Source organism: Dyella kyungheensis, assembly GCF_049913195.1.
GTDB classification, from domain to species: domain Bacteria; phylum Pseudomonadota; class Gammaproteobacteria; order Xanthomonadales; family Rhodanobacteraceae; genus Dyella; species Dyella kyungheensis.
Genome location: NZ_CP183983.1, coordinates 1912202 through 1929221 on the forward strand (window position 1 = coordinate 1912202; position 17020 = coordinate 1929221).

Genomic DNA, 17020 nt, shown 5'->3' on the forward strand with positions numbered 1-17020 from the left:
CCCAGGCATTCACCCTCTGATGATGATTGCCATCGAGATGACGAACGCCATGCCGCCCTGGGATGGCAACGTGGCCAAGGCACGCCGGCTGCAGACGGAACTGGCCGCGCAGGTGCGACTGGTGGACGACTATCCGCCGTTGAAGCATGTGGCCGGCGTGGATGTGGGCTTCGAAGAGAGCGGTGCGGTGACGCGCGCGGCAGCCGTGCTGATCGATGCGCAGACGATGGCACCCGTCGCGGAAGTCGTCGCGCGACAAGCCACGCGCATGCCCTGCATTCCCGGTCTGCTCTCGTTCCGTGAATTGCCCGCGCTGCTGCAGGCCTTGTCGGAGCTGCCGCAAGTGCCGGACCTTGTGTTCGTCGACGGCCACGGCGTGGCGCATCCGCGACGTCTCGGCATTGCCGCGCACCTGGGCGTGATCAGTGGCTTGCCGACTATCGGCGTGGGCAAATCCATCCTGGTGGGCGTGCACGAGGAAGTCGGACCGCATCGCGGCGATCGTCAGCCGCTGGAATACAAAGGCGAAGTGATCGGTTGCGTGCTGCGCAGCAAGGATCGCATTCGCCCGTTGATCGTGTCGCCGGGTCACCGCGTGAGCATGGCCACCGCACCGGAACTGGTGCTGGCGTTCGGGCGCAAATACCGCCTGCCCGAGCCGACGCGGCTGGCCGACCGACTGGCATCGCAACGGGGAACCGTGCGGCGCTGACTTTCAGCCCGTGCGAACCAGCCGGTAGCCGAGCGCCGCTGCGAGGCGAGCCATCACGGCAAGGGCCGGGGGCTGTGGCGACATCGATGCGTCGGGCGGCCCCAATCGCCAGCGCGAGCGTTCGTGTGCCACCGGGCGCGGACTGGCCAGCCCGTGCTGTTCCAGTTCGCGCAGGAAGCGATACACCGTGCCCAGGCTGGTGCGTGGCTCGATCAACTGGGCCCGACGCAGCAAAGCGACTGCGTCGAGCTCGTCGTTCGCCTCGTGCAGCACCTGCCAGATCGCCAGGCGCGGCGGCGTGGCGCGCAGTCCCACCTGCGCCAGCAGTTGGTGGATGTCCGCTGGCGGCGTGGCGGGCTTCGCCTCAACCATCCTTGCGGCCCTTGGCGATCTCTTCCGCCGCCTTGCGGATGATTTCGCCGATGCGCTTCACTTCTTCCGCATTCCACGGACCGCCATGCATGAACAACGCACGCTTGAGGCTGTGCATGGCCTCGCGCAAGGCCATCGGGGCGGCGGCGCGGGCGAACATCTTGGCGGTCTCCTGCATGCGCGACATCACCGCATCGACGGCTTCCTTGTTTTCCGCCAGGAATGCCTTGCCTTCGGCGGTGATGGTGTAGAGCTTCTTGCCTTCCTCGCTCAGCACGCTGGCGTGACCCAGTTCTTCCAGCAGGGTGAGGGTGGGGTAGACCGCGCCGGGACTGGGCGCGTAGGCGCCGTCGAACATCTCCTCGATGGTGCGGATCAGTTCGTAGCCGTGACGTGGCTGTTCGGCGATCAGGGCCAGCAGGATCAGCTTGAGGTCGCCGTGGCCGAATACGCGGCCCCCGCGGAAACGCCCACCCATGCCGCCCCAGCCGCCTTCACCCTCGTCGTCGCCGAAACCCCGGCCGCGCCCGCGTCCGCGGCCCATGCCGATGGCTTCGCGGGCCCAGGCGTCGCGGCCTTCGTGGCAGTGGTGATGGTGGTGACCGTGGTGGCGATCGAACAAATGACGAAATCCCATGACTAACTCCGATATATCGTAAGTAACAGTCTTAAGATATATCTTGAGTTTTCGGGAATGCAAGTGCCTGTGCAGAATCGCGTGCTACGCCGTGCGACAAAAAAACCCTCCTGTGGGAGCGCACCCTGTGCGCGACAGGCGCCCGGGCGCTTCGTGACAGCCGGTTGTCGAGGTAGCGCTCGGGCGCCTGTCGCGCACAGGGTGCGCTCCCACAGAGGGGCTTCTTACACAGGCAGGCTGAGGGCTCAGCCGATCACCGACTTGAAACTCCTCCCCTTTGCCTTCACCCACTAGCTATTCGCGCGCGCTTCCAGCGCCGCCGCCCTCCAAGGACGACTCCCCGATGCTCTTGCGCTGGTTCGAATCGCTGATCGACGCGTTCAAGGAGCCCGTCGATGGCATGCCGCCGTCGTCGGTGTGGCGCTTCTACGTGTTCTACCTGCGCCAAGTATGGCCGGTGTTCGCCGCCGCGCTGGTGGTGGGCTTTGGCGTGGCGCTGGTCGAGGTGTCGCTGTTCGGTTTCATCGGCAGCATCGTGGACATGGCCAAGGGCGCGCCGGTTGCCGACTTCTTTACCTTGCACGGCAACGAGCTGCTGTGGATGGGCTTCGTGGCGCTGATCGCGCGGCCGGTGCTGATCGGCCTGCACGATCTGCTGGTGAACCAGGCCATCGTGCCCAACCTCACCAATCGCATCCGTTGGCAGAATCATCGCTACGTGATCCGCCAGAGCCTGGGCTTCTTCCAGAACGACTACGCCGGCCGCATCGCCAACCGCATCATGCAGACCTCCGGCGCGCTGCGCGAATCGGCGGTGCAGATCGTCGATGCGATCTGGTACGTGGCGATCTACACCGGCAGCGCGATCTTCATGTTCGCCAAGGCCGACGTGTGGCTCGCGCTGCCGCTGGTGGTGTGGCTGGTGGCCTATGTGGCCACGCTGCGCTACTTCGTGCCGCGCACCAAGGAGCGTTCGTGGAAGCAGTCCGAGGCGCGTTCGCGCCTGATGGGCCGCATCGTGGACGGCTACAGCAACATCCTCACGCTCAAGCTGTTCGCGCATACGCAGCGCGAGGAAGCCTACGTCGCCGACGCGATGGGCGAGCAGATCAAGCGCATGCGCGCGATGACCCGCCTGACCACGGCGATGGACGCCACCATCACCACCTTGAACGGCTTCCTGATCGTGGGCACCTCTGCGCTGGCGTTGTGGCTGTGGAGCCAGGGCAAGGTCACGGTGGGCGCGATCGCGTTGAGCACCGGCCTGGTGATCCGCATCAACAACATGTCCGGCTGGATCATGTGGGTGATCAACGGCATCTTCGAGAACGTGGGGACCGTGCAGGACGGCATCGAGACCATTTCCAAGCCGCGCGCCGTGCAGGATCGCGAGGGCGCGATGCCGCTGGAAGTGACCGAGGGCGGCGTGCACTTCGAGGACATCCATTTCCATTACGGCAAGCAGGGCGGCGTGATCTCCGGCCTCGATCTCAACGTGCGCGGCGGCGAGAAGATCGGCGTGGTCGGCCCGTCCGGCGCCGGCAAATCCACCCTGGTGAACGTGTTGCTGCGCCTGTACGACCTCGAGGGCGGGCGCATTCTCATCGACGGCCAGGACATCGCCCAGGTGGCGCAGGAGAGCCTGCGCGCACAGATCGGTGTGGTCACCCAGGACACCTCGCTGCTGCATCGCTCGATCCGCGACAACCTGCTGTACGGCCGCCCGGACGCCACCGAGGCGCAGGTGATCGAAGCCGTGCGCAAGGCGCGCGCGGAGGAATTCATTCCCCAGCTGGTGGATGGCGAAGGCCGCGTGGGCTACGACGCCCACGTCGGCGAGCGCGGCGTGAAACTCAGCGGCGGCCAGCGCCAGCGCATCGCCATTGCGCGCGTGCTGCTGAAGGATGCGCCGATCCTGATCCTGGACGAAGCCACTTCGGCGCTCGATTCGGAAGCCGAGGCGGCCATCCAGGACAGCCTGGAAGTGCTGATGCGCGGCAAGACGGTGATCGCCATCGCGCACCGCCTGTCCACCATCGCACGGATGGACCGGCTGGTGGTGATGGACAAGGGTGAGATCGTGGAAACCGGCACGCACGCGGAACTGATCGCGCGCAGCGGCCTCTATGCGCGTCTCTGGCAACGTCAGACCGGCGGTTTCGTGGCCGCCGAAGATCCCGCGGAAGACAGCGCGCTGGCCTGATCGCGAGCGTGCGCTGCGCGGCTGTCGCAACAGCTGCTGCTGCGTGCAATCGAATCCGCATCGACGCTTGTCGATCGCTTGAGCTTTATTTGCTGCGCATTTCACGGCGAAAGCGGCAGCATGTTTTCCTACCTGCAGCGGAGTCGCCACATGCCTACCGAACGAGCCCTGGCACGCGCGCGCAAGGATCAGCGCGAAGGCAAGTCGGCCAGCACCCAGGCCGGCGAATTCGTGCGCGAGGAAATCGAGCGCATCCGCGAGGGCGTGCACGGCGCGCGTTCGCCGGAACAGGCCATTGCCATCGGACTCTCGCAGGCGCGGCGTGCCGGTATCGAGGTACCGGAGCAGAAGGGCGGCAAGTCTATACGCAAGAAGCCGGCGGCGAAGAAACGTCCGGCGGGCAAGACGGTATCTGCAAAACGGAGCCGAGCTTCGTTGAATGCGCTCAAGCGCGAGAACACCGCGTCCGCATCGAAGCAGGCTTTGTCGCGGCACGCGCGTAAGGCAGCGGCGGAACGGTCGCCGGCCGAGCGTTCGGCGGCGGCGCAGAAGGCCGTACGCACGAAAGGACCGGCTGTGCGCAAGGCAGCCGCCAAGAAGGCCGCCGCTACGCGCGCGGGTGGCCGTGCCGCGGGTGCAGTGCGTGCGGCACGAACGCGGGCCATGCGCTCACGTTCACGCTAAGCGATCCGATCCCCTTGCAGGAGCACCCTGTGCGCGACAGCCGCGCCTGGATGTATCGCTGCGCGAGGTTTGTCGCGCACAGGGTGCGCTCCCACACACAGGACAGCGGCTTTCCAAAGGGGCTTTACTAGCGATCGAACACCAGCAACGTTGAAGTGGCGGTTCCGTACAGCCGCCCCTCGCCATCGATCAGGCTCGCCTCGGCAAACGCCACGCGCCGGCCGATGCTGCGCACGCGACCCTCGGCGCGAACGCGGCCGGTGTCGCGCGTCATCGCCTTGTGGAAGGCGATCTTCAGTTCCAGCGAGGTATAGGCCTGCTCGGCCGTGAGACGCGAATGCACCGCGCAACCGCAGGCGGAATCGAGCAGGGTGGCGAAGTATCCGCCATGCACGACGCCCATCGGGTTATAGGCGTGCGCGCCCGGCACGCCTTCGAAGGCGGCGAAACCTTCGCGCACGTCCACCAGGTCGAAGTCCAGGGAGTCGCCGATACCGGGACGCTGGCCCGAAGCGATGAACGCGCGCAACTGCTCCAGTCCGCTCAGGCCCTGGCCGATCTCGGTGATCATGCTCACGAAGCGGACTCCAGGCCCAGGCGCTGCTTCAGCAGCTGGCGCGAATCGGCCAGGATGGCGTCGGAACGCTTCGCATCGGTTTCCGCGCGCGCCAGCGACAGCGCGCCCACCAGTTCCGAGACGGTGGAGCGGGCCAGCATCTGCGGGTTGGCGAAACCGAGCGCGGCGAGTTTCTCTGTCATCGACTCGACCAGATGCTGCGCGCCTTCGGCAAACAGCGCCCGGGTCTGCTCGGGCAGACGTGGCAGATCGGAGGACAGCGCCGCCATCGGGCAACCGGCACCGCGTGCGTCGCGATGCTTCTTCGACAGGTAGAAGTCGATGTAATTGGCCAAACCCTCCGCCGGTGGGTGGCCTTCCATCTCATGGGCCACGCGGGCCCGCGATTCCTCGAACATCTGCTCGATCGCGGCGGCGACCAGTTCGTCCTTCGATTTGAAGTGCGCGTAAAAGCCGCCGTGGGTGAGGCCGGCCTCGGCCATCACACCGGCCACGCCGATACGGTCGGGGCCGTCGCTACGAATGGCCTTGGCGGCCACTTCCAGCACCTTGCTACGGGTTTTCTGCTTGTGTTCGGCGTCGTAACGCATGGCCGCTCCACGTAATTGGTATGACACGAATCATACTATTGACAGCCTGTGCCGCAAGTGGCAGCGCAGCACGCGATGGGAGCGGCTCATCGGGTGCCGGCACCGCCGCGTCTCACAGCAAGGGAGCCGATGGCGGGTCGGATGTCGGCACTACGACCACCGGTTCCACCGTGACGATTTCGTTCTTGGATGGGAACGTCATGCTCGGCAGCACACCGTCGCGCCGGATCAGGCCGTGGTAAAGCGCGGCGCCCATATGCCCCAGCACCGTGAAGAACAACAGGTAGGCAAGATACCGGTGCGCCTCGCGCAGCCACGCGAAGACTTCGCCGTTGAACGGCAGCAGCGGTGGCAGATGCAGCGAACCGCCGAGCGAAATCGGATAGCCGCCGGCCGACAGCATCGCCCATCCCACCAGCGGCAGCGAGAGCATCAACGCGTAGAGCAACCAGTGCGAGGCATGCGCGGCGAACTTCATGATCGCCGGCATATCGGCCGGCAACGGCGGCGGCGGATAACGCAGGCGCACGCCAAGACGGATCAGCGCCAAGAGGAAGATCGCCGCGCCCAGCGGCTTGTGCAGGGCGAGCAACCACTCGTGCTTCTCCGACACGGTGGACACCATGCCCACGCCGACGAACAGCATCGTCAGGATCAGCACGGCCATCAGCCAGTGCAGCAGGCGCGCCAGTGGATGGAAAGCACCGGCATAGGAAGCATGGCGAGTATTCATTGCGGATGCTCCGAAGACGGATTCGCGCGCGGGGCGCCGGGGAAATGCGCTTCCTCACGGGTACGGCGCAGATAGGAAACCGCATACGCGGAAGAACGCGCCGGCAGCAGCGGATCGTCGGAAATCTCGATGCCCGCGGGCAGCACGGTCGGGTCGTAGTTGATGTCGCGGCACGGGCCGCTGTCCTGCGCCTGTTCGCTTTCGATCACCAGCGTACCGGCGTCGATGGTGGGACGATCGGCGGGCCATGCCTTGGTCGCGTCGGCGGTCGGGTCGCCCGGTTCGGCCAGCGTCACGCGCAGATGCCAGCGCTGCGGCCCCTGGGCAAGGCGCTGTTGCAGATCCTTGGCGAGATAGTCGGGGTCACCAGCTTGCGGACCGGTACCGGCGTCGTCGTTCGCTTCCGGCGTCACCTCCCAGCGCACGGCGTGGCGTTTGCCTTCGGCGTCGACGAAGTAGAACGCGTTGAGTGCCTCGTAGGTTTCGGTCACATAACTGGCCGACGGTTTGGCCGTCTTTACCCAGGCAAGGAAGGGGCCGGTTTCCGGATGCGCGGCGAAGAAAGCGCCAACGCGTTTCGGATCGGGCTTGCCGGTGGCCGGGTCGGGCTGCGTGGCCACCAACTGATCGTAGAACGCCTGCGGCGTCGCCACCGGAAACACCGGCATGCTGTTCATGCCAGTACGCCACTGCTCACCATGGGGCAGCGTGAAGCGCAGCGCAAAGCTGCGGATCGGCACGCTGCTGTCGGGCGCATACGGGTTGCCACCGGGCAGGGCGAAGCGTCCTATCACCGGCGTGCGACCCGGCGCGAACACGCTGGCCTTGGAATAGGCGGAGGCCGCACCGCTGCTCTCGAAATAGCCGGCCACGCACACGCCCTTGGCATGGTTTCGCCGGAAACCGGGATGCACGCCACCTTGCTGCAGTTGATTGACGATCTGGCGCGAAGAAAGCCGCTGCGGAGTCAGCCAGCCGCCGACATAGGCAAAGGCCGCCGCAAGTACGCCCACGGCGAGTGCGATCACCGCCCACCTCCAGGGTTGGCGTGACGGCTGGAGAGAGGGGTCGGTCATGCGGGCACTCCTGGTGAGCGGTTGAATGTCCTGATGACTTCGGCGGGCGTCGGCGGAAGGTTACCTCGCGCCGCGCAGGCGTCTCCATGCCGGAGGAAGCATAGGCCCGGCGACAGTGAAAGTGTCGTAGTGACGTGAGTCCTGTTACTGCACGCACATGGATGTTCTGCTGGGGCCGCCACCCCACCGTCAACCACAGTGTTGCAGACTGGTAACGGGGTTGAACCCCTTCGGCTTTCTTAGGCCAGCGATCGGGATCGCGCCGGGATCAGCGATTCCAGGATGCCGGGCAGATCCCCAAACGAGCTGGCGACAGCCGAGGGTCGGAACGCAGGCTCGGTATGGCCGTAGCCCCAGCCAGCGAAGACACTCGCCATGCCGGATGCTGATGCCGCTGCGACGTCGACCGCATGATCGCCAATCATCACTGCAGGCAGGTGCCGGAACCCACCGCGCTGCAGTGTTTCGGACAGGTGTCCAGGATGGGGCTTTTGTTGTTCTACGGTGTCGCCGCAGCAGATGACATCGAAATAATCGAAGATCGCCAGGCCATTGAGAATGGCGATCGCGGGTGCTTCGGACTTGTTGGTACAGACGGCCAAACGCCATCCTTTCTGCGCCAGCAGGCTGAGAGTTGCGGGCACGCGGGGATATAGCTTCGTTCCAATCAGCGGGTTGGATAGATAGTCGTGGTGGAAGCGCCAGAGTTCGTCGTCGGTCAACGTGACGCCTCTCGATTCACAGGCCGCTTTGGCGAATGCATCGAGACCGTGACCGAGCAAAGCTGAAGCTTCTTCGCGCTGAAGAGGGAGGGCCTTCTTTGCGCGCAGTAGTCGATTGATCGCCACTGCGATGCCGTCGACCGAATCGACAAGCGTGCCATCGAGGTCAAAGACCGCCACACGATCGGTATCCAGGGTAAAAGCCTTGTTCGCATCGGTTGAACGCCCGGTCATTGCATTGCCTTGGTTTGAGTGCCGCCCCATTGGACTCGCTTCATTGTTTCGTTTCATTCCCTGTGGCGCTGATCTAAATTAGGTTAAAACTAATAAAGAGCGTGCCATGGAACTTCGCCATCTCCGCTATTTCATAGCCGTCGCCGAAGAGCTGCATTTCGCCAAGGCGGCGGAACGGCTGGCCATTTCCGCGCCGACGCTGACGGTGCAGATCCAGGAATTGGAACGCGCCCTGCATGCGCACCTGTTTACCCGCTCCAGACGATCGGTCGCCTTGACCCCGGCGGGCGAGGCTTTTCTCGGGGAGGCACGGCTTGCCGTGGCCCAGTTCGAGCGCGCGCAAAGCGTGGGGCAACGCGCCGGACGCGGGGAGATGGGGCATATCGAGGTTGGTTACGTCGGCTCGGCCGCCTATGCGGGCGTCCTGCAGGCGCAGTTGCAGCGCTACCGCCAAGCCTGGCCGGACGTAGTGATCGTCGCCAAAGAACGCCCCATGCATGTCCTTCCGCCATTGCTGGAGGAAGGGCGCATCGACGTTGGCCTGGTTCGCCTTCCGATGCAGCTCCCCGCTGCATTGACGTCACACACGCTCTTGCATGATGTGTTCTGTGCAGCGTTGCCTTCAGCGCACGTGTTGGCTGGCGCGCCCGGCTCTCTGCGGGCAAAAGCATTGGCTGGAGAAACCTTCATTGTTCCGGAGCAATCGCAGGGCACCTATGAGGTGGGAAAACGCGGACGCTTTACGCCACGGATCGGCATGGTGCCCGGTAGCTTGTTCGCGGTGCTTACCCAGGTGTCCGTGGGCGCCGGCGTGGCCATCGTGCCCAGCGTGCTCAAGGATGTGGTGAACATGCCCGGCATCCGGTTCAAACCGCTGGCCGGGGCGCCCATCGATTCCGCCGTCGCGGCGATCTACCGCCGCCAGGAACCGTCCGCTGCGGTCAGCAGATTCATCAAGCAGATCGTTAGCACGCCTGCATTGTCGCTGGTCTACCCGCAACGTCCCTGACAAGCGTGCGGTGGACGTGGCGACTTGGATCGGCATCGCAACGCATTCGGCAGTGCCGGGCACTAACAGGGTGGATCGATGAGGCGGACTCGTCGTCGCAAGCAGCGCCGATGGATGGTGTCGTCCAGTAGGCATGCCCACTTGGGAGGACGTTGAATATGCCGGCTCATCCGGGTTCAAAGCTCGCCGTTCGGATCGCGACATGTTGAACGCGACAGGTCAACGGCGACCCGCATGAAAGTCAGGTTTGCCCATCAGCTGCGCGCGATTGCGGCGCTATCGGTGGTCGTCAACCACTTCTGGGGGATCTTCTTCTCGCCCGGCGTGCGCGCATTGATCGGGACGCCTGCCAGTTTTGTGCCTGTGAAGCCGGCCTATACGCAGCACGTATTGTCACCGGCATGGGGCGGATTCCTCTACGGCGCTTTCGGTGTCGCCGTGTTTTTTCTGATAAGCGGTTTTGTCATCCCGATCAGCCTGCGAAATATTTCGACCGGTCAGTTCCTGGCGAGGCGGTTCTTTCGCATCTATCCCGTCTACTGGTTCTGTCTGCTGATAAGCATCGCCATGTACTTCATCTGCTCGTGGTACTGGTCGACGCCGTTGTCGGACAGGATCAGCACCTCGTTCCTGGCAAGGAATATCCCGCTCATCCACAGCGCGTCTGGTTTGCCTTCGCTGGATTTCGTGAGCTGGTCACTGGCGGTGGAGCTCAAGTTCTATGTGATCTTTGCGCTGGTAAGCCTGGCCGGAAAAAGTGCTCATCAAGTCATGCGGCTGTCGATTGGATTCATGGCCTTGTGTTGCGTCGTCGCTTTCTTCTCGACCCATGGGATGAATTCAGCATCGCTGGTTTCATATGCGGTATCGGACATGAAGTTCATCTCGTTCATGTTTCTTGGCTGCCTGTTTTATTACGTCCTCTATCGCGAGCTCAGCGCCAAGGTCGCGCTTGGTTATGGGGCCATCGTCTATGCCCTGTTCGTGACGATCAACTCGTTCTATGAAACAGGACTGTTTGGCGCGCTGACGAAGAACTACACCTATGCCTTGATGCTGTTTTCGCTGTGTTACCTGTTCCGAGGCAGGTTCAAACAAAACAGGATGCTCGACTTCCTGGCCGACATCAGCTTTCCGCTCTATCTGGTTCACTCCATGATCGGCTACGTCGCCATGCCCATCCTGATCAGCAAGGGCCTGTCCTTCACGTTCGCATGGATGATCAGCTTGGGCGTGGCCGTCCTAGTCGCATTCCTCGTCCATAGGTATGTCGAAATTCCGGCAAACAACTTCGGCAAGAAGCTGTCCGGTTCCAAGGAAAGCAGAGCAGCCGAGTACGGCCGGGTGGCTTGATTGCCAGGCGCGACAGGGCCGCGAGCGGTGTGGCAGTGCCTGCCGCGAGCAGGGCAGGCGAACGGAAGCGTTTTTATTTGCGGCAGCGCTGTTCCGAGGCGTAAGAAATAGAAACTTGCTTGATCGGTACGTTATAACATAACGTTCACGCGTCGCCACGCCGATCATTGCCATGCCGTCACCTTTCACGCCTTCGCCTTTTCTCGCCGATAAGTCGCCCTCATGGTCGTACCTCGCCGGTGTTGACGCGTGATGAGCCAGAGCACGCGAACCGGACGCGTCGTCGCGCCGTGGGTCTATGCCGTTGCCGCGGCCGGCACCTTTGTTCTTGCGATGATCGCGCTCGCGCTGACTCCGCTCGCATTGCGGATGACCGGGTTGGCTCTGCTCTTCTCGGCAACCGGATTGGCCGGAGAGGCATGGGTGAGTCGCGTGCGTCGACGCACGGAGACATGGACAAGGCCTGTGCGGGCGACGGTCCATCCCAAGCTTCCAGGGTTCCCGCCATTGGCCAAAGCGGTGCTGCTGGAACGCCGCCTGCGCGCGCGATTCGAAAGGATCGACTGGGCGGGTGATTGGGTGCCCGGCGCCGTCACTGTGCTGGGTAACGGATTGGTGCTCGATGCGACGGTGAGCTTCCTGCGAACGCCGGGCTGGGCTGTCGCTCAGCCACCGCTGTGGGGCGCGATCGTGCTTTTGGCGGCTACCATTCCGCTGGTTTTTCTCCAGCGCGTCGCGAACGCACACCCTGTCTCGTCAGGACCCGGCATTGACGTGCTCGTTCGGGTGCCGCTGGTCGCCGCATTGCTGGGCGGTGGCGCCACGCTCTTTGCGGCTCAAGGTTATCTGTGGGCCAACACGCTCATCTATGTCGTTGCAGCCGTGCTGGCGTTGGCGACCATCGAGACGCTGCTGCGCTCCATTGCTCAAGTGTTCCTGCCCTTGGGGCCGTTTGCCACACGCCAGAATCCCGCGTTGCCGTGGTCGCCTTCTCTTCTGCGATGGGGCTGGCCGCGGGCCGGAAGAGCCGCGCTGTGGCTGCGCAACGCCTATGGCATCGACCTCGCGCGAAGCTGGGTGTTGGCCTTCATGGTGCGCGCGGCGCCGCCGGTGGCGCTGTTCGTGCTGCTCCTGGCCTGGTTGTCGACGGCCGTGACGGTGCTGGGCGTGACTGAGCGGGCCGTCATCGAGCGATTGGGTGTGCCTGTTGCGGTCGAGGGGCCAGGCATTCATGTCCACTGGCCGTGGCCGGTCGGGCGCGCTCGACCGGTCGAACTGGGTGTCGTGCATCAACTGCCCATCGTGTTTTCGGCTAAACCGGGCGGCCGGCTGCTGGCGGAGCTTGCCAGCGCGGGCGCCTCGGATGCCGAGGGGGCGATGGGTGCCGAAGCCATTCCAGGTCCCACGGCCGATCGCCTGTGGGATGGCTCCCATCCCGGCGAAGCGAGCTACCTCATCGCCAGCCGTTCGGGCGATCGAGAGGGCTTCCAGATCGTCAACGTCGATCTTCGCGTGGTGTTTCGCGCCTCGGACGATTCGGACGGAGCGATGGCGGCAGTGTACGGGGCGATGGAGCCGGCATCGCTTATCCGCGCCACGGCAGGGCGGTTGCTCGTGTCCCATTTTTCGTCGTCCACGTTGGACGAACTGCTCGGCGAGAATCGTGCGCAATTCGTCGAGCGCTTCCGGCAGGACTTGCAGGCGCGCATTGCGGCGCTGCATGCCGGCATTTCGGTCATCAATGTCGTGGTCGAAGCCATCCATCCGCCCAGCGGTGCCGCCGCGGCTTATCACTATGTGCAGGCTGCCGGCGTGATCAGCGACGCCACGCGCTTCAAAAGCCTGGCGCGCGCGTATGCGCTGCGAGGTACGGCAGCTGAAGACGCAACGCACGCGCTGACCCTGGCCCGCGCCGACGCGAGCGAGCAGCTCGCTGCGGCGCAAGCGACGCTGACGACCTTCCAGGCCAGCACGAAGAGCGAGCGTGCCGGGCCGGATGTCTTTGTATTCGAGTCGTGGCTGACCCACGTCGGCAGCGCGCTCGGTCGCGCCCATTTGACCATCATCGACCATCGCCTAGACAGCGAAAAGGCCACACTGGACCTTCGCCCTGTCGCGGCCGGAACCGGGGGAACCCCTTGAGCATCATCGAATCATCCGCGGCCTCCAGGCGATCCCGTGGCGTACGTTGGACGGTCGCCATCGTCATTCTGATCCTTGCTCTGACGTCGGGTTGTCTGGTCATCGTCAGTCCCGGCGAGGGCGTCGTGGTCACTCGGTTCGGACGCCCCGTTCGCGTGCTTCTGGCGTCGGGCGCGTCGCTCAAGTGGCCCATTCCGATCGAATCGACCACGCCCATCGACCTGCGCTTGCGAACCACCTCCAGTGGCTTGCAGGACGTAGGGACGCGCGATGGCCTGCGCGTGCTGGTGCAGGCGTATGTGGTCTGGTCGGTGCCGGCACGCGCCGATGCGGCGGAGCTGTTCTTGCGCTCCGTGCAAAACGACCCCGACGTGGCGGCGTCGCAATTGCGCAGCCTGATGGCTTCTTCGCTTGAAATCACCACGAGCAGTTTTGATCTGGCGCAGCTGGTAAACACGGATCCGTCCAAGGTCCGCATCGATGACCTCGAGTCCCGGCTGCGCCGCCTCATCGGTGATCAGGCCCGGCGCGTGTATGGCACGGAGATCCGTCAAGTGGGCATAGAGCGTCTGACGCTCTCCACCGAGGCCTTGCAGGCCACCATTCAGCGCATGAAGGCCGAGCGAGATACCGTGGCAGCACAGCGCTCGGCGGAAGGCCAGCGCCAGGCATCGCAGATCGTTTCCGAAGCCGAACGCGATGCACGCATCACCTTGGCCAGTGCCAAGGCGGAAGCGGCGTCCATTGAAGCCGACGCACAAACCAAATCGACGGCGATCTACCAGCAAGCCTATGCCACCGACCCCAGGCTCTACACGATCCTTCGATCCTTCGACACGATGGATGCGGCAGTTGGCCCTGGCACGCGAATCGTATTGCGCACCGACGCGGCACCCTTTCGCATGCTGGTCGATGGTCCCACGCCGGGGGCGGGGAAGAAAAATCCATGACGGCGGCGCGCCCTACGATTCTTGCCGAAACCTTGACCTGGTCCTTTCGGCTGTTGTTTGCGCTGGTGGCGGCGTTGGCGGGGATGTGGCTGGTGCGCGGCATCCAGCGCGTACCCCCGGAAAATCGAGCCGTTGTCATGCGGTTTGGGCAAGTCGTTCGGACGGCCGGTCCCGGCCTGCTGCTCACCTGGCCATCGCCCATCGACTCAGTTGTCTTATTGCCTTCGCAGGGGCGGCAGGTGCAGTTCGCACCTGAAGCGCTGGAAAGCCGATCTCCCTTGGACGAGCGTATTGCCGGCGCTCCAGGGCAAGGATTCATCGCTTCGGATAACGCGCGCGACAACACCTGGTTCTTCCTGACGGGCGATGGCGCCGTGGTGCATCTGCGCACCATGTTGTTCTACCAGATCGATGATCCGGTGGCGTACATCATTGCGGGCGATCACATCGAACCCATGCTTCGGCGCGCGCTGATTGCGGCGGCGGTCCAACTGTGCGCCCGTCGGTCGCTCGACGGCATCCTCGTCGCGCGTCCCGAAGCCGCCGGCGCTCCCCGTCTGGTCGCCCAACGGGAGCGTTTTGCAGCGGAGCTCGTGCAAGCGGTGAACCAGCGGCTCAGTCGAGCGTCGGGCCAAGGCTCAGGCATCGGCATCCAGGTCGCGCGGATCGATGTCGTCCCTTCCATCCCTGGCGGCGCCAAAGAATCCTTCGACACCGTATTGACCGTTGAGCAGCAGGCTGAGCGATCGCTGGCCGACGCGCGCACCACGGCGGAAGCCCGGCGCCAGATCGCCGAGCAAGGACGCCAGACGCTCATCGACGAAGCGCGTGCACGTGCTGAAGAGTCGGTCCGCACCGCTCAGGCGCGCACCGCACTCGTCCTGTCGTTGGGGCGCGATCCGTCGCTCGATCGGCGCACGATCGTTGAACGAACCTATCGCGATCGCATCAAGTCGTTGTTCGACATCGCGGGAAAGATCGAAACCGTGCCGGTCACTTCGCAAGCGCATACCTTCATTTTCGGAGCAAGCCCATGAGCGTCACCTCCGCCGATGCGGGCACGCTGCTGTTGACTGGCACCGAGCGTCACCGTTGGCGACTGCGCATCGTCGCCGTGCTCCTTGCCGCAGGCATCCTGATGTTTTCGTTTGCGCTATCCGCGCTGGCCCCTGCGCGGACGGTGGAGGTCGCGTTGCTTCAAGCCATCGCGGCCTTGCTGGTGGCGGGGCCAGCGTTCGCGGCCGCCATTCGCAGCCTCAACCAGCCCGACCTGCACGGAGTGGTCGACCAACTGGTTGCACTGGCGATCCTGGCATGCCTTGTCTCGGCGAATTTTGTCACTGCAACACTGTTGCCGGTCATCATGCTGGTCGGGCAGATGCTCGAAGACCGCTCCTTGCTGGGCACACGCGAAGCCGTGGAAGCGCTCTCGGCCCTGACAGCGACCACGGCACGGCAGGTCGTTGGCGACGACGTGCGCATCGTATCTGTTGAATCGTTGGTCGCCGGCGACGTCATCGAGGTGCGCCCGGGCGATCGGGTGGCCGCCGACGGTGTGGTGCTGTCGGGCACGGCCAGCATCGATACAGCGTCGCTTACGGGCGAATCCTTGCCGGTCGAAGTGGCGCGCGGCGATACGGTGCTCGGTAGCTCACTGAGCCTCAACGGCTTGCTTCATGTGCAGGTGTCGCGCGTGGGATCGCAGTCGGCGCTGGGGCGTGTGGTGGCGCTCATGCAGGACGCCGAGCGCAGCAAGCCGCCGATTACCCGTCTTCTGGAACGCTATGCCGGACGCTATCTGGTGCTGGTGCTCCTGATCGCGCTGATGCTTTGGTTCACCACGCAGAACACAGGTGCCGTATTGGCGTTGCTCGTCGCCGCGTGTCCCTCGGCGATGGTCTTGGCGGCCCCTTCGACCGCGCTCGCCGCGGTGAGTGTGGCGGCCCGGCACGGCGTACTCGTGAAGAGCAGCGTGGTGTTCGAGCGGTTGGCTGAAGCCGATGCGTTGGTCGTCGACAAGACCGGCACCGTCACCACCGGGCGCCTGCGCGTGGTGCGCTTGCAACCCGCGGAAGGCGTCGATGTCACACGACTGGAAGCGGTAGCGACTGCGCTGGGCGGCGCCAGCAGCCATCCGGTGGGCCGCGCGATTGCCCATCTGGCTGCCGAGCCAGCCATGCTTGATGACGTACAAGAGGAAGCCGGGTTCGGAATGCGCGCCCGGAGCGCCCTCGGAGAGGTACTGATGGGGCGCGAGTCGCTGTTGGCGCGACATGACGTGCCGGTTCACGAGCCCCCGCGTCACGACGGTCCCGTGGCCGCCGTCGCGGAAGCGGGACAATTGTTGGGCTGGGTCTGCCTGGCCGACGAAGTGCGTGATCGCGTCGCCGAGACGCTGACGTCGCTTCACGCACTGGGTTTAGGCCGGCAAGCCTTGTTGACCGGCGACCGTCAGGCGGAAGCAGACCGCGTGGCGGCACTGGTGGGGTTGGACGAAGTCGTAGCGGGTGCGTTGCCTCCCGACAAACTGGCTTTCGTGCAATCGGTCGTGGCCGATGGTGGAAAGCCGCTGGTAGTGGGCGACGGCATCAACGACGCACTGGCTTTGCGAGCGGGGTTGGTCGGTATGGCGATGGGCGGGCAGGGCAGTGATATCGCCCTGGCCTCGGCAGACATCGTGCTGACCGGTGACGATTTTTCGCGCGTCGCCACAGCGCTCAGGCTTGCGCGGCGCACGCGGCGCACGCTTCGGGTGAATCTTGGATTGAGCGCGGCCTGGACCTTGGCCTTGATCATCGTCGCCATCACCGGCGGGTGGTCGGCCAACGGCGCCTTGGCTGCCGCGGTGCTTCAGAACGTGGGGGCCTTCGTGGTGATCGCCAACTCAGGACGCTTGATGAAGTTCACTGAAGCCTGAGGCGCTAACCCCGCGACGTTTGGTTTTCGCCGCGGCTGCGCGCCGGATGCCGGCGAGGTTTCGAGCAGCAGTGTGTGGCTTCTGTCACGACCATGCCTGATGGCACATA

16 protein-coding genes are annotated in these 17020 nt (G+C 64.4%); 9 read left to right on the forward strand and 7 right to left on the reverse strand.

Annotated features, from left to right (window positions below; genetic code table 11):
- Window positions 1-19: 19 nt before the first annotated feature.
- Window positions 20-712, forward strand: a complete 693-nt coding sequence (gene nfi, locus ACN9MB_RS08465) for a deoxyribonuclease V (RefSeq protein ID WP_426271483.1) — start codon at window positions 20-22, stop codon at window positions 710-712.
- A gap of 3 nt (window positions 713-715) precedes the next feature.
- Here nfi and ACN9MB_RS08470 read toward each other — a convergent pair whose 3' ends face one another.
- Together ACN9MB_RS08470 and ACN9MB_RS08475 are read right to left on the reverse strand one after the other, a co-directional pair.
- Complete coding sequence (locus ACN9MB_RS08470) at window positions 716-1084, reverse strand: Fur family transcriptional regulator (RefSeq protein ID WP_204635552.1); 369 nt, start codon at window positions 1082-1084, stop codon at window positions 716-718.
- Window positions 1077-1721 carry a PadR family transcriptional regulator gene (locus ACN9MB_RS08475; RefSeq protein ID WP_204635553.1) on the reverse strand — a complete coding sequence of 215 codons (645 nt, stop codon included), beginning with the start codon at window positions 1719-1721 and terminating at the stop codon, window positions 1077-1079. Before ACN9MB_RS08475 ends, ACN9MB_RS08470 begins: the two co-directional genes overlap by 8 nt.
- A gap of 343 nt (window positions 1722-2064) precedes the next feature.
- On the opposite strand from ACN9MB_RS08475, the gene ACN9MB_RS08480 reads away from it, so the two are divergent.
- Together ACN9MB_RS08480 and ACN9MB_RS08485 are read left to right on the forward strand one after the other, a co-directional pair.
- A complete protein-coding gene (locus ACN9MB_RS08480; protein WP_204635554.1) occupies window positions 2065-3924 on the forward strand; it encodes an ABC transporter ATP-binding protein in 1860 nt (619 codons plus the stop codon).
- A gap of 150 nt (window positions 3925-4074) precedes the next feature.
- On the forward strand, window positions 4075-4608 hold the full coding sequence (locus tag ACN9MB_RS08485; protein WP_204635555.1) for a DUF6496 domain-containing protein: 534 nt from the start codon (window positions 4075-4077) through the stop codon (window positions 4606-4608).
- Window positions 4609-4735: 127 nt separating this feature from the next.
- On the opposite strand, the gene ACN9MB_RS08490 is transcribed toward ACN9MB_RS08485, so the two are convergent.
- From ACN9MB_RS08490 to ACN9MB_RS08510, 5 genes are all read right to left on the reverse strand, one after another.
- Complete coding sequence (locus ACN9MB_RS08490) at window positions 4736-5179, reverse strand: PaaI family thioesterase (RefSeq protein ID WP_426271901.1); 444 nt, start codon at window positions 5177-5179, stop codon at window positions 4736-4738.
- Window positions 5180-5181: 2 nt separating this feature from the next.
- The gene (locus tag ACN9MB_RS08495) at window positions 5182-5775 is read right to left on the reverse strand and encodes a TetR/AcrR family transcriptional regulator (protein ID WP_204635557.1); all 594 of its coding nucleotides are present in this window, start codon (window positions 5773-5775) and stop codon (window positions 5182-5184) included.
- A gap of 112 nt (window positions 5776-5887) precedes the next feature.
- Window positions 5888-6508 carry a cytochrome b gene (locus ACN9MB_RS08500; RefSeq protein ID WP_426271484.1) on the reverse strand — a complete coding sequence of 207 codons (621 nt, stop codon included), beginning with the start codon at window positions 6506-6508 and terminating at the stop codon, window positions 5888-5890.
- A complete protein-coding gene (locus ACN9MB_RS08505) occupies window positions 6505-7584 on the reverse strand; it encodes a catalase family peroxidase (protein ID WP_426271485.1) in 1080 nt (359 codons plus the stop codon). The genes ACN9MB_RS08500 and ACN9MB_RS08505 overlap by 4 nt, the downstream gene beginning before the upstream one ends.
- A 239-nt stretch (window positions 7585-7823) precedes the next feature.
- Entirely contained in the window at window positions 7824-8540 is a 717-nt protein-coding gene (locus tag ACN9MB_RS08510) for an HAD hydrolase-like protein (RefSeq protein ID WP_426271486.1), read from the reverse strand.
- Window positions 8541-8646: 106 nt separating this feature from the next.
- On the opposite strand from ACN9MB_RS08510, the gene ACN9MB_RS08515 reads away from it, so the two are divergent.
- The 6 genes from ACN9MB_RS08515 (at window position 8647) to ACN9MB_RS08540 (ending at window position 16911) form a co-directional block, all read left to right on the forward strand.
- A complete protein-coding gene (locus tag ACN9MB_RS08515) occupies window positions 8647-9549 on the forward strand; it encodes a LysR substrate-binding domain-containing protein (protein WP_204635561.1) in 903 nt (300 codons plus the stop codon).
- A 234-nt stretch (window positions 9550-9783) separates the two neighbouring features.
- Window positions 9784-10902 (forward strand): acyltransferase family protein, encoded by a 1119-nt coding sequence (locus ACN9MB_RS08520; RefSeq protein ID WP_426271487.1) that lies wholly within the window; start codon window positions 9784-9786, stop codon window positions 10900-10902.
- A 252-nt stretch (window positions 10903-11154) separates the two neighbouring features.
- Window positions 11155-13044, forward strand: coding sequence for an SPFH domain-containing protein (locus tag ACN9MB_RS08525; RefSeq protein ID WP_426271488.1), 1890 nt, complete (start codon window positions 11155-11157; stop codon window positions 13042-13044).
- Complete coding sequence (locus ACN9MB_RS08530) at window positions 13041-13994, forward strand: SPFH domain-containing protein (RefSeq protein ID WP_426271489.1); 954 nt, start codon at window positions 13041-13043, stop codon at window positions 13992-13994. The genes ACN9MB_RS08525 and ACN9MB_RS08530 overlap by 4 nt, the downstream gene beginning before the upstream one ends.
- The gene (locus ACN9MB_RS08535; protein WP_426271490.1) at window positions 13991-15031 is read left to right on the forward strand and encodes an SPFH domain-containing protein; all 1041 of its coding nucleotides are present in this window, start codon (window positions 13991-13993) and stop codon (window positions 15029-15031) included. Before ACN9MB_RS08530 ends, ACN9MB_RS08535 begins: the two co-directional genes overlap by 4 nt.
- Window positions 15028-16911: a heavy metal translocating P-type ATPase gene (locus ACN9MB_RS08540; RefSeq protein ID WP_204635566.1), complete on the forward strand. Its 1884-nt coding sequence runs from the start codon at window positions 15028-15030 to the stop codon at window positions 16909-16911. The genes ACN9MB_RS08535 and ACN9MB_RS08540 overlap by 4 nt, the downstream gene beginning before the upstream one ends.
- The last annotated feature ends 109 nt before the right edge of the window (window positions 16912-17020 follow it).

Bases quoted from the DNA above. Each gene is read 5' to 3' on its own strand.
- ACN9MB_RS08480 (WP_204635554.1), top strand. From the start codon at position 2,065: ATGCTCTTGCGCTGGTTCGAATCGCTGATCGACGCGTTCAAGGAGCCC.
- ACN9MB_RS08535 (WP_426271490.1), top strand. From the start codon at position 13,991: ATGACGGCGGCGCGCCCTACGATTCTTGCCGAAACCTTGACCTGGTCC.
- ACN9MB_RS08505 (WP_426271485.1), bottom strand. From the start codon at position 7,584: ATGACCGACCCCTCTCTCCAGCCGTCACGCCAACCCTGGAGGTGGGCG.
- ACN9MB_RS08485 (WP_204635555.1), top strand. From the start codon at position 4,075: ATGCCTACCGAACGAGCCCTGGCACGCGCGCGCAAGGATCAGCGCGAA.
- ACN9MB_RS08525 (WP_426271488.1), top strand. From the start codon at position 11,155: ATGAGCCAGAGCACGCGAACCGGACGCGTCGTCGCGCCGTGGGTCTAT.
- ACN9MB_RS08470 (WP_204635552.1), bottom strand. From the start codon at position 1,084: ATGGTTGAGGCGAAGCCCGCCACGCCGCCAGCGGACATCCACCAACTG.
- nfi (WP_426271483.1), top strand. From the start codon at position 20: ATGATGATTGCCATCGAGATGACGAACGCCATGCCGCCCTGGGATGGC.
- ACN9MB_RS08520 (WP_426271487.1), top strand. From the start codon at position 9,784: ATGAAAGTCAGGTTTGCCCATCAGCTGCGCGCGATTGCGGCGCTATCG.
- ACN9MB_RS08515 (WP_204635561.1), top strand. From the start codon at position 8,647: ATGGAACTTCGCCATCTCCGCTATTTCATAGCCGTCGCCGAAGAGCTG.
- ACN9MB_RS08495 (WP_204635557.1), bottom strand. From the start codon at position 5,775: ATGCGTTACGACGCCGAACACAAGCAGAAAACCCGTAGCAAGGTGCTG.
- ACN9MB_RS08510 (WP_426271486.1), bottom strand. From the start codon at position 8,540: ATGACCGGGCGTTCAACCGATGCGAACAAGGCTTTTACCCTGGATACC.
- ACN9MB_RS08500 (WP_426271484.1), bottom strand. From the start codon at position 6,508: ATGAATACTCGCCATGCTTCCTATGCCGGTGCTTTCCATCCACTGGCG.
- ACN9MB_RS08475 (WP_204635553.1), bottom strand. From the start codon at position 1,721: ATGGGATTTCGTCATTTGTTCGATCGCCACCACGGTCACCACCATCAC.
- ACN9MB_RS08540 (WP_204635566.1), top strand. From the start codon at position 15,028: ATGAGCGTCACCTCCGCCGATGCGGGCACGCTGCTGTTGACTGGCACC.
- ACN9MB_RS08490 (WP_426271901.1), bottom strand. From the start codon at position 5,179: ATGATCACCGAGATCGGCCAGGGCCTGAGCGGACTGGAGCAGTTGCGC.